At 63.1% G+C, this 11,175-nt stretch carries 11 protein-coding genes; 4 read left to right on the top strand and 7 right to left on the bottom strand.

Annotation, left to right across the window (positions count from 1 at the left end):
* The first annotated feature begins 62 nt into the window (after nucleotides 1-62).
* A complete protein-coding gene (locus BI343_RS18020) occupies nucleotides 63-515 on the top strand; it encodes a hypothetical protein (RefSeq protein ID WP_071110749.1) in 453 nt (150 codons plus the stop codon).
* 73 nt (nucleotides 516-588) lie between these two features.
* Here the strand turns inward: BI343_RS18020 and BI343_RS18025 are convergent, their stop codons facing one another.
* Nucleotides 589-1,563, bottom strand: coding sequence for a quinone oxidoreductase family protein (locus tag BI343_RS18025; RefSeq protein WP_071110750.1), 975 nt, complete (start codon nucleotides 1,561-1,563; stop codon nucleotides 589-591).
* Between the two features lie 80 nt (nucleotides 1,564-1,643).
* Complete coding sequence (locus BI343_RS18030) at nucleotides 1,644-2,225, bottom strand: YqiA/YcfP family alpha/beta fold hydrolase (RefSeq protein WP_071110751.1); 582 nt, start codon at nucleotides 2,223-2,225, stop codon at nucleotides 1,644-1,646.
* Between the two features lie 190 nt (nucleotides 2,226-2,415).
* Here BI343_RS18030 and BI343_RS18035 point away from each other — a divergent pair, with 190 nt between their 5' ends.
* From BI343_RS18035 to BI343_RS18045, 3 genes are all read left to right on the top strand, one after another.
* The gene (locus BI343_RS18035) at nucleotides 2,416-2,823 is read left to right on the top strand and encodes a hypothetical protein (protein ID WP_071110752.1); all 408 of its coding nucleotides are present in this window, start codon (nucleotides 2,416-2,418) and stop codon (nucleotides 2,821-2,823) included.
* Between the two features lie 59 nt (nucleotides 2,824-2,882).
* Nucleotides 2,883-3,338 (top strand): MarR family winged helix-turn-helix transcriptional regulator, encoded by a 456-nt coding sequence (locus BI343_RS18040; protein ID WP_043624803.1) that lies wholly within the window; start codon nucleotides 2,883-2,885, stop codon nucleotides 3,336-3,338.
* Nucleotides 3,339-3,423: 85 nt separating this feature from the next.
* Nucleotides 3,424-3,852, top strand: a complete 429-nt coding sequence (locus tag BI343_RS18045; protein ID WP_071110753.1) for an organic hydroperoxide resistance protein — start codon at nucleotides 3,424-3,426, stop codon at nucleotides 3,850-3,852.
* Nucleotides 3,853-3,919: 67 nt separating this feature from the next.
* Here the strand turns inward: BI343_RS18045 and BI343_RS18050 are convergent, their stop codons facing one another.
* The 5 genes from BI343_RS18050 to BI343_RS18070 all read right to left on the bottom strand — a co-directional run bounded on the left by BI343_RS18050 (nucleotide 3,920) and on the right by BI343_RS18070 (nucleotide 11,050).
* Nucleotides 3,920-5,392 carry a sensor domain-containing diguanylate cyclase gene (locus BI343_RS18050; RefSeq protein WP_169829044.1) on the bottom strand — a complete coding sequence of 491 codons (1,473 nt, stop codon included), beginning with the start codon at nucleotides 5,390-5,392 and terminating at the stop codon, nucleotides 3,920-3,922.
* 132 nt (nucleotides 5,393-5,524) lie between these two features.
* Entirely contained in the window at nucleotides 5,525-6,262 is a 738-nt protein-coding gene (locus BI343_RS18055; RefSeq protein WP_071110755.1) for a LytR/AlgR family response regulator transcription factor, read from the bottom strand.
* A complete protein-coding gene (locus BI343_RS18060; RefSeq protein WP_071110756.1) occupies nucleotides 6,250-7,959 on the bottom strand; it encodes a response regulator in 1,710 nt (569 codons plus the stop codon). Before BI343_RS18060 ends, BI343_RS18055 begins: the two co-directional genes overlap by 13 nt.
* Before the next feature lie 132 nt (nucleotides 7,960-8,091).
* The gene (locus BI343_RS18065) at nucleotides 8,092-10,230 is read right to left on the bottom strand and encodes a UvrD-helicase domain-containing protein (protein WP_071110757.1); all 2,139 of its coding nucleotides are present in this window, start codon (nucleotides 10,228-10,230) and stop codon (nucleotides 8,092-8,094) included.
* A 64-nt stretch (nucleotides 10,231-10,294) separates the two neighbouring features.
* Entirely contained in the window at nucleotides 10,295-11,050 is a 756-nt protein-coding gene (locus BI343_RS18070) for a substrate-binding periplasmic protein (RefSeq protein WP_043624820.1), read from the bottom strand.
* Nucleotides 11,051-11,175: the final 125 nt, after the last annotated feature.

Genomic DNA, 11,175 nt, shown 5'->3' on the forward strand with positions numbered 1-11,175 from the left:
GAGTGCGGCACTTGAATGCCGCAGGGTTCCGAATTGTCGTCCGACCGGGAAGGGACGCCGCGATGAAGCAGCAGGGGACATCCAGATGGCAGGGCTATCTGCGGGCCGGTTTGGGCTTGCTGCTGCTCTGCCAGTACGGCTATGCGGCGGTGCCCGCCATCGATGATGACTGCAGCCGCGCCGTGGCGCCGCAGCGTTGCCAGCTGCACCGCCAAGGACTGCGCAGCTGCCAGGATCTGGGCGAATCGCGCCGGCGGACCTGTCTGGCCTACTACACCCCGCCCCTGAATTGCCAACGCCAGCGGGATGCCAAGCGTTGCGAGGCGCTGGTGGCGGCTCAGACTTCCTGCGAAGGCGCCCTCGGCGCCGCGCGTCGGAAATGCGTGGACGAAAGGCTGCCGGCGGCTGGCTGCAGCCGCGGCCAGCCGGGCTGCGCCACCGCCGACGAAGGATGCGACGGCGGCAGGCGGCGCGATGCCCGCGAGTGCGCGCCGCCTCTGCCCTTGGGCGATTGAGGCGGGTTAGGTCGCCGCCCGCTCGGCTCTGAACCAAGGCGCGCCGGCCCAGACAGTGCAGGCGGCGCAGCGCTTATGGCAGCAGGATCACCGAACCAGTGGTCTTGCGCGCTTCCAGGTCGCGGTGCGCCTGGGCCGCCTCGGCCAGCGGATAGCGATGGGACGGCGCCAGCTTGATCGTGCCGTCTTCCAGGCGGCGGAACAGCGCGGCGGACGACGCTTCCAGCTCGGCGCGGCTGGCGATGTAATCGCCTAGCTTGGGCCGGGTCAGGAACAAGGAGCCGCGCTTGGTCAGCTCCAGCGGCGATACCGCCGGAACGGGGCCGGAGGCATTGCCGAAGGTCACCATCATGCCGCGCGGACTCAGGCTGTCCAGCGAGGCTTCGAAGGTGCTCTTGCCCACCGAATCGAACACCACCGGCACGCCTTTGCCGCCGGTGATCTCGCGCACTCGCGCCGCGACGTCTTCTTCGCTGTAATTGATGACATGGGCAGCGCCCAGCCGGCGCGCGATCTCGCCCTTGGCCGCCGAGCCGACGGTGGCGATCACCTGCACGCCCATCGCCGACAGCCACTGCAACGCGATCTGGCCGACGCCGCCGGCGGCGGCGTGCCACAGCACGGTCTGGCCCGGCTGCACCGGGAAGGTGCGTTGCACCAGGTATTCAACAGTCATGCCCTGCAGCATTGCGCAAGCGGCCGTTTCGTCGGCGATGCCAGCCGGCAGCTTGAGCAGATGCTCCGCGGCGATCAGCCGCTCGCTCGAATACGCGCCCAAGGGCCCGCCGGCATAGGCGACGCGATCGCCTGCTCTCAGCCAGTCCACGCCTTCGCCCACGGCAAGCACCACGCCGGCCGCTTCGCTGCCCAGGCCGCTGGGCAAGGGCAGCGGATACAGGCCGCTGCGTTGGTAGGTATCGATGAAATTGACCCCGATGGCGCTATGGCGCAGATGCACCTCTCCCGGCCCCGGGCGGCCGATCTCCACATTTTCCAGCTTCAGCACTTCCGGGCCGCCGACGGCGGCGAAAACGATCTTCTGACTCATGGGCAACTCCTCGCGCAAAATATCGGATCAGTGTGCAGCCGCTCAGGGCGGCGAACAAGCTCGGCGCGCTGAACGGGGCGTTAAGAAGGTTTGGACAATTGTCTTTGGCCCCAAGCCACCACGTCCGGCAATACCTTGGGCCAGTTGTTCAAGCGGTGGTCGTCGCCGTTGAATACGGTTTGTCGGTTGCCGTTGTAATGTCGCGCGGCCTCGCGCCAATCCAGCACTTCGTCGCGGCTGCCCAGCAGCAGCCAGTAGCGTCCCGCCGTCGGTTTATCTGTTTTTTGCGCCTGCAGCGCCGCCAGATCGGCGTCGCCCAGAGTGTAGACTTCGCCGGTATACGGATTGGTCTGTTCGCCGGCGAAGCGCGCCAAGTCGCGGTCGGGCCGGATGGCGGGATTGATCAGCGCCGCCGGGCGGCCGTGGCGTTCGGCCAAGTAGGTGGCATAGAAGCCGCCCAGCGAACTGCCTATCAGCAAAGTATCGGCCGGCAGCGACAGCAACAGCGTTTCCGCCTGGCGGATGGCTTCGGCCGGATGCGGAGACAGTTTCGGGCAGTGCAGCTCAATATCCTGCGCATGCAGGTTCAGCCAGACGGCGGTTTCGCCGGCTTTCAGCGATTTGGGGCTGGAGTTGAAGCCATGAAGATAGACGATGTGCATGACGGGATCCGCGGTAACGATGGGCTCATGGTACGCGCCATGCCAACGATTGTCAGTGCCAGGTAAACCCGATGGCCGTTGTTGTGAATATCGAGTAAAAACATCTTTCCAATGGTTTCCAGCCATTGTCATAGCATGCCGCAAGATGCTGAAATATGCGCCAAATATACAAGCACGAGGAGATAACATCATGAATCATCTGCCTACCGGCGGCCCGGCCGCCATGCCGCATTCGCTGGAAAGCCTGATCATCGCTTGCGGCTATCTGCAGCACAGCGCCCTGCTGTTCGCCGATGACATCGATGCCGACAAGGCGCTGATACGTTCCGGTTTTTGTCCGCTGCATCAGGTGCAGCTGGATGCCCAAGGCGGCATGCGCGTGTTCGCCGAAGTGCACGAGGAGGTGAACGCCTTGCTGCGCGACAGCCATACCTTGCGTTTCGCCTTGCACGAGATGCTGATGCAGTTTGGTCCTAGCGTATGCAATGATGCGCTGGCGCGCATCGTGTTGCAGGGCGTCAACTCATTGGCAGATTGGCATCAGGCCTGCCGTTCGCTGGCCGATCTGGGCCGCGGGCCGGTGCGGGTGGCGGCCTGAAGCGCGCCCCATTAATAAAATAGCTTGCAATTAAATTGTGTACTATTTAATATGCGGCCATGGAAACCAAAGATTGCTGTCCCTCGGCGGACGAGTTGCTGCGTTTGGATCAGCAGCTGTGTTTTGCGCTGTATTCCGCCTCGCTGGCGATGAACAAAGTGTACCGCGACAGCCTGAAACCGCTGGGCATCACGTATCCGCAATATCTGGTGTTGCTGGTGTTGTGGGAACAGGATCAGCGTTCGGTGTCGGACATCGGCGACAAGCTGTATCTGGATTCCGCGACCCTGACGCCGTTGTTGAAGCGGATGGAAGCGGCTGGCTGGCTGGAGCGGCAACGGTTGGCCAGCGATGAGCGCGTGGTGATGGTCCGTTTGAGCGAAGCCGGCAAAGCGCTGCGATCGCAGGCTGAGCGGATTCCGCTGCAACTGGCATGCCGCAGCGGACTGCAATTGGATGAGATCGCGCATTTACGGCAGGCCTTATGCGGTTTGCGCGATCAGTTGCTGCAGTGAACCCGTCAGGGTTTTGATAATTAAATAGTACACTATTTAATAGTGAACATTTTCGCCGTAACGGCGATAGCATAGGAGCAGTCACATGAATCTTCTGCAAAAAGTGCTGTACACCGCTGAAGCCACCGCCACGGGCGGCCGCGATGGCCGGGCCGAATCGAGCGACGGCGCGCTGCAAGTGAAGCTGAGCACGCCGCGCGAGCTGGGCGGGGCTGGCGGCGACGGCACTAATCCCGAGCAATTGTTCGCGGCCGGTTATTCCGCCTGCTTCATCGGCGCGCTGAAGGTAGCGGCGCAACAGGCGGGCGTGCGCCTGCCGGCGGAGGTGTCGGTGACCGGCAAGGTATCGATCGGCCCCATCGCCCATGGCTTCGGCATTGCCGCCAAGCTGTCGGTGTCGCTGCCCGGCATCGAGCGCGAGGTTGGGGAGAAGCTGATCGAAGCGGCGCATGGCATCTGCCCCTATTCCAACGCCACGCGCGGCAATATCGAAGTCGAGCTGACCCTGGCGTAAACGCGTTCGCGCCCATCCAAGCCAAGAAGCAGCCCTGTATGCCGGGCGGCTTCTTGTTGTGCGGCGCTCAATCTATGGTTTCGGATTCGCGGTTCAAGGATTGTTTGTTGCCATACATCTTGCGGTCGGCCACCGCCAGCAATTCGTCAATCAGCAGGCCGTCTTCCGGGTAGTAAGCGGTGCCGATGCTGACGCCGACCAGGACGCGATGCTGCTCTACCTGATAGGGAAGCTGGATAGACTGTTTCAGCCGAGCGGTCACCTTGTCGGCCTCGCGATTGGATACGACGTCTTCCATGAGAATCACGAACTCGTCGCCGCCGATGCGGGCGACGGTATCCTCGTCGCGCACCACTTCCTGGATGCGGGCCGCGATCAACTGTAAAACCCGATCGCCAACCACATGGCCGAAGGTGTCATTGACCGGCTTGAAACGATCCAAGTCCAGAAACAGCAGCGCCAACCGCTTGCCGTTGCGGTCGACGCGGCTGATGGCGTGCTGCAGCCGGTCGTAGAACAAATTGCGGTTGGCCAAGCCTGTCAACCGGTCGTGATTGGCCAGATGGAACAGCTGGCTTTCCCGCTGGCGCCGCAAATTGCTGCTGCGGACAAAGCTGTAACTGGCCAAAGCGAGTCCCAAGGCGAGCAGGAGGCTCAACAGCAGCCAGACCGACCATTCGAATAGGCCGATTTGCGCCCAACCCTGCTGCCAGCGCAAGGTGAGGCGCAGCGGCTGATTGCCGCCGCCCAGTTGCTGGGTGGCCTCCAGTCGCGGGAACAACAGCTGCTCCAGCTGGCTTGCCCCGGCGCTGCCCAGCCGCAGCGCGCGGCCGTCTGGCGGTTGCGGCGGATCATCGCGGTGGCGAATGCTGAGTTCCATGCCGGCAGGCAGGGACAAGTCGGCGGGCAGCAGAGAATCGGCGCGGATGAACAGCATGGCGAAATGCTTGGGTTGCAGATCAAGCATCCTGGGGGACTGTTGAGTGTCGATGTCCCGCAGCAGCGCGTAGCCGGTTTCGCCTTGCGGGAGAGTCAATTGGCGCGACAAAGTGGTGCGGCCGCTGTTCAGGCTCTCTTGCAAGGCGTCGCGCAATTGCGGTTGTTGCCAGGCGTCGCGGCCGACCAGCAGCAGATTGGTTTGTGACTGCGGTTCGGCAAACATCAGCGGAAAGTATTCATCTTGTCCGGCTAACGGTGTTTCGTCGCTGGAGAAGCCGCGCAGGCGATAGCCTTTGCCATATTCTCGTTGCAGTTTCTGAGTGAAATCAGTCAGTTGAACGGCTGGTATGCGCTCAATATGAGCCAGCGCGGAGATCTGCGGGTAGCGCCGCAGCAGCTGCAGGACAAATGGATTTTTTTGCCGAGTTTCGCTGTGATGGTCCAGCGCGCTGAAGGTGGCATAGCTGTCGAGCACGGTCTCGTTGGTCAGCAGCCGCTGTTTCAATTGCTCGGTCAACTGCTGCATCTGGTTGTTGAATTGCTGCTCCGCGCCCAACAGCGAGCGGCTGGCGATGGACAGCGCGGCCAGCGCGCTGAGCATCAGCCAAAGAGCTATGCATACAACATAAACCAGTCTTGCTTGCATGTTAAAACCATCGACATAAATTCGGCAATGACTGATTCTATAAGAACGGGGGGCTATTTTTTAGCAATAAATCGGAGAAACAGCGAATTAAGTAATAGTACGTAAAGCATGGCGAGAAGCCAGCGCGGACTTGATCGCGGGGATTTGGCGGCGGCTGACTGGCAGCGGCTGATCGATGTCGCGCAGCTTGATTTGCCATTGATCGACGGCGGTTTGACTCAGCTCCTGAACCGTGTCCCGCATGACCAGGCAGCTGCGGTGGATGCGCAGCGCGGCGTCGCCCAGGCGCTGCTCCAGCGCCACCAGCGCTTCGTCCAGCAGGTATTCCGCGCTGCGGGTGACCAAGGTGACGTATTTCAACTCGGCTTTCAAATAGCGGACCTCGCTGAACGGCACGTTGAGCAGCCGGCCGCGCTGACGCACCACGAAGCATGGCGGCGCGTCCGGATTGCCGCAACGCGCCTCGGCGCGGCGCAGACCTTCGGCCAGCCGCTCGCGGCGCACCGGCTTCAGCAGGTAATCGGCGGCGTTCAGTTCAAACGCCTCCACTGCGTAATGGTCATGAGCGGTGCTGAAGATCAACTGCGGCGGCAGCGCTTGCTGCCGCAGATGGCGGGCCAGGGCCATGCCGTCGCGGCCGGGCATGCCGATATCGAGCAGCACCACGTCTACCGGATGGCGCGCCAGCCAGTCCAGGGCAGTCTGGCTGTCTGCCTGGCAGTGCACCTGGGTCACGCCCAGATCGCCGAGCAGCTGGCGCAGGCGTTCGCGCGCCAGCGTTTCGTCGTCCACCACCAGCACGCGCAGGCGGCTCAAATCACCCATTGCGGCTTGTCCATCTTGCTGACCAGCAACCGCCACGACTGCAGGATCTTCTGGAACTTGTTGTTGGTCGGCGCCAGATCGCGCACCCTGCCCAGCAGCTCGTAGGCGCGGCGCATATGGCTTTCGTGCCAACCGTTCTGGCTGACGTACGCCATGACGGAGTTGATCAGGTTCAGCATGATCTGCACGTTCTGCGGCAATTCTTCCAAGGCCTGGATGAAGTGTTCGATCGCCGCTTCGTATTGGCCGGATTGCGCCAGCAGCACCGCCTGGTTGTTCAGCTCGGACACCGATTTGACGTTGCTGGCGATCAACTGGCGGCCAACGGCGGCCATGCCGATTTCTTCGAACATCTCGCCGAAACGGGCCAGGGCATCCTCTTCGTCGTGATGATTGCGGATCAGGTATTCCATCACCTCATTGCCGCGCCTTTCCCGGCCTTGCTGGTAGCAGGCGCGGGCGTATTCCATCTGCGCGTCCTGGTCCAGTTTGGGCAAGAGCTGGCGGAAGCGCTCGTCGGCGGTGTCCAGCAGTTCGCCCGCTTTGCCGTCTTCGCCGTTCTTGGCCTGCAGCCGGCTGTCCACCACGCTGGCGAGCCATTCCGCCTCTTCGTTGTAGCGGTAGTCGTGGCGCAGATTGCCCAGGGTGCGGCTGGCGTTGGCGGTGTCGCCGCGGGCCAGCTGGATGCGGGCCAAGGTGGCGTAATGGGTGGGGCTGCGGTGCCAGGTGTATTTGGCGATGTCCAGCGCCTGCTGATAAGCGGCTTCGGCGGCGGCCAGATCGTTGTTCATCACCGCCGCTTCCGCCAGCCGTTGCTGGCGGCTGAACACCACTGGCGACAGTTCGGCCGCCTGTTGCAAGACATGCTGCGCGCGTTTCAGATCGCCGTTGCCGCGGTACAGCTTGGCCAGCCAGTCATAGGCTTCCATCACCTGGTTGTTGTCGGCCAGCACGGCCTCGAACAGCAGCCTGGCTTCATCCAGCGACTTGAGGCCGACCAGCGCCTTGGCCAGACCCATCTTGGCCCAGGTGGTGGGCTTGATGCGCAGCACCTGCATATAGGCGTCGCGCGCGGTGTCGAAGTCCTGAATCTTCAGGGCCAGCGAGCCTTTCAGGCGCATGAAGTCGAAGGCGAATTCGCCATTCTCTTCTATCTTGCGGTTGCAGGCGTCGATGGCGCTCAGGTATTCATGGTGCAGAATGCTTTCGTCGACCAGCCGGAACGCCTCGCGTTTGCGCATCGCCCTCTCCAGCCGCGCCCGCAGCACTTCGCCGGTGAAAGGCTTGAGCAGGTAGTCGTCCGGCACCAGCTCGGCGGCGGAAACCACGCGTTGCGAACGGCGTTCGCCGGTGACGATCATGAAGACGCAGGATTGTTTCAGCAGATTGCGCGCGCGGATTTCCTCGAACAGATACAGGCCGTCGTAGCCGTTGCCCAGATCGTAGTCGCACAGCACCACGTCGAACTCGTACTTCGCCATCTTGGCCAACGCGTCGCTGGGTTTGCTGGCGTATTCGACGCTGTTGGCGCCGAAGGACGACAAGGTCATCGCCATCGCCCGCTGCATCTGCGGCAGGCTGTCTATGATCAGAAACAGCCGTTTGGCGTAGGGATTGTCATAGCCGCGCTGCGCGGCGGGCCGCGCGCGTTGCGCCGGTTCCGTCGCGACGGCCGGGCTGGAGGGAGAGTCGCTCATCGCACCTGGGTCTGGCATGGTTATGGCTCAGTCGGATTGTTTTTGCGGCGGGCATGCTCCACTTCGGCCCGGTTCGTCGATCCGCCGCCCCTGCCGTAGCCTTGCCACGGCATGGCTCAGGGTAGGCGTTGCTTAGGCTGGCGTCAGTTTGGCGTAGCGCAAGTCCAGCCACTTTACTCCATGTTCGGCGAAGTTGATCTGCAAGCGCACATCCTCCCCGTTGCCTTCGGCGTCTATCACCACGCCGATTCCGAACTTGGCATGGCTGACCGCCTGGCCGATGGACAGGCCGTAGGCGTTGTCGGCCTGGCGGCGCGGCATGGCGGCGCGCCTGGGTTGCTGCGGCGCAACGGGTGCTTTCACTGTAGCAGACAGCGAATGGATCAGTTCGCCCGGAATCTCGTCGATGAAGCGCGACGGGATAGGATACCGGCTCTGGCCGTGCAGCATGCGGCTCTGCGCGCTGCTGAAGTACAGCCGCTTGCGGGCGCGGGTGATGGCCACGTACATCAGCCGGCGCTCCTCCTGCAGGCCCTTGCCGTCCATCACGCTGTTTTCGTGCGGGAAAAGGCCCTCTTCCAGGCCGCTGACGAACACAGCCTCGAACTCCAGGCCCTTGGCGGCGTGCACCGTCATCAGCTGCAGCGCGTCGCTGCCGGCTTCGGCCTGGTGTTCGCCGGCCTCCAGGCTGGCGGCGGACAGAAACTCGGTCAGCGCCTGCTCGGGCTGGTCGGGCAGGAAGCTGGCGGCGGCGTTGACCAGTTCGTCCAGGTTGGCCAGCCGCTCCTCGCCGTCTTTTTTGTCCTGCTCGTACATGTCGCGCAGGCCGCTACGGTCTATGGCCAGGCTGATGGTTTCGGCCAGGCTGAAGTCGCGGCTCTGCTCGCGCAGCCGTTCGATCAGCAGCACGAATTCCCCGATCTTGGCGGCGGTGCGGCCGCTGCCGGCGCCGCAGGCGGCCTGCCACAGCGAGATGCCCTGCTCGCGGCCGGCGGCCTGCAGGTTTTCCACGCTGCGCGCGCCGATGCCGCGCGCCGGAACGTTGATCACCCTGAGCAGCGCGTTGTCGTCGTCCGGGTTGGCGATCAGCCGCAGATAGGCCAGCGCGTGCTTGATCTCCTGGCGCTCGAAGAAGCGCAGGCCGCCGTAGATGCGATACGGGATCTGGGCATTGACCAGCACATGCTCCAGCAAACGCGATTGGGCGTTGGAGCGGTACAGCACGGCCATGTCGGACAGGGCCAGGCCTTCGCGGTGCAGGCTTTTCACCTCGTCGATGATGAATTCGGCCTCGTCGCCGTCGCTGCCGGCCTGGTAGAAGCGTATCTTTTCGCCTTCTCCGGCGTCGGTCCACAGATTCTTGCCCAGGCGGCCGTCGTTCTGTTCGATCAGCGCGTTGGCGGCGTTCAGGATATTGCCCATGGAGCGGTAGTTCTGTTCCAGCCGCACCGGCTCGGCGACGTGGAAGTCGGACAGCAGGGCGCGCATATTGCCCACTTCGGCGCCGCGGAAGCCGTAGATGCTCTGGTCGTCGTCGCCGACGGCGAACAGCGCGCCGTGCTCGCCGGCCAGCAGCTTCAGCCAAGCGTACTGCAGGCGGTTGGTGTCCTGGAACTCGTCCACCAGGATGTGGGAAAAGCGGCTGCAGTAGTGCGAGCGCAGCGCTTCGTTGCGCGACAACAGCTCGTAGCTTCTGAGCAGCAGCTCGGCGAAATCCACCACGCCTTCGCGGCGGCATTGCGCGTCGTAGGCGGCGTACAGCTCCACCAGCTTGGCCTCGTACGGGTTCAGCGCCGGCGGCAGGGCCTCGGCGTGCAGGCCGGCTTCCTTGTTGCCGTTGATATAGCTTTGCACCGCGCGCGGCGGGTATTTCTCGTCCGACAGCTCCAGGCTTTTCAACAGGCGCTTGATCGCCGCCTGCTGGTCGGCGGAGTCCAGGATCTGGAAGGTTTGCGGCAGGCCGGCGTCGCGGTAGTGGATGCGCAGGAAGCGGTTGCACAGGCCGTGGAAGGTGCCTATCCACATATTGCGGACATTGACCGGCACCTGCGCCGACAGCCGGGTCTGCATCTCGCGCGCGGCCTTGTTGGTGAAGGTGACCGCCAGCACGCCGGCCGGCGAGGTCTGCCCGGTGGACAACAGCCAGGCGATGCGGGTGGTCAGCACCCGCGTCTTGCCGCTGCCGGCGCCGGCCAGCACCAGCGCGCTCTTGGCGGGCCAGGTGACGGCGCGCAGTTGTTCGGGATTCAGGCCGGCTAACAGATCGCTCATGTCGGGACGTTTTCGCTGCAAAAACGCCATTTTAGCATGCGTCCCCGTCAGCTCATGGCCGGCGTTACTCCTGGGCCTGATAGCGCGTCAGCATCGCCTTCAGCTTGCCGTTCTTGTGCAGCCGCTCGATCGCGCGGTTCAAAGCGTCCAGCTTCAGCGGCGATTGCGGCGACAGCGCGCACATCGTCGGATGCGAGGACACCACCAGCGGGTGAAGTCTGAACGCGGCGGCTTCCTGGGCGTGGCTGCGGGCCCACCATGCATAGATGAATTCGGTGACGATGGCGACATCGCTCAATTGCTTTTCCAGCGATTTGAACAGCAAGTCGAAACGCACCTCGGTTTCGCGCGTGCTGCGATTGCTGGCCCACAGGTATTCCAGTTCCGGGTAGTGGTAGCCGTGTTGGGTGCCGATGCGCTTGCCGGCCAGATCGTCGAACTGGCGGATGGTCGGCACGCCTTTCAGCGACAGCACTCGTTCGGTCAGCGGGTAGATTTCCCGGCTCCAGTTCAAGCGGGCGGAATTGCCGTACCAGTCCGGATTGGCGTTGCAGATGATGTCCACCTTGCCGGCCTCTATCGCCGGCTCCACCCGGCGGCGCGCCAGGATGACGAATTGCGGCTGCATATTGAGCTCTTCGGCCAATAGTTGGCCGATATCGAGCGACAATCCGCCTGTCAGTTTGGCGCCATCGGACGATAGTACCGCCATGGGCGGCGCGTCGGTATCGGCGACGCCGATGCGCAAGGGCGCGGCCGAGACGGCGGACGCGATCAGCAGCAGGCAGGAAAACCACCATTTCTTATTCATGCTGGCCATATCGATGCGTTCTCTTAATTCTAATGAGGGCTGTCAGAAGCAGTGAAAGCCGATGTTATGATGACCGTAGCAGGCCCGGTGGCCACCAGGGGCTGTTGACGCTTGCTGAGCGATCGCGCCGGAGC

The organism is Chromobacterium amazonense (genome assembly GCF_001855565.1).
GTDB classification, from domain to species: Bacteria; Pseudomonadota; Gammaproteobacteria; order Burkholderiales; family Chromobacteriaceae; genus Chromobacterium; species Chromobacterium amazonense.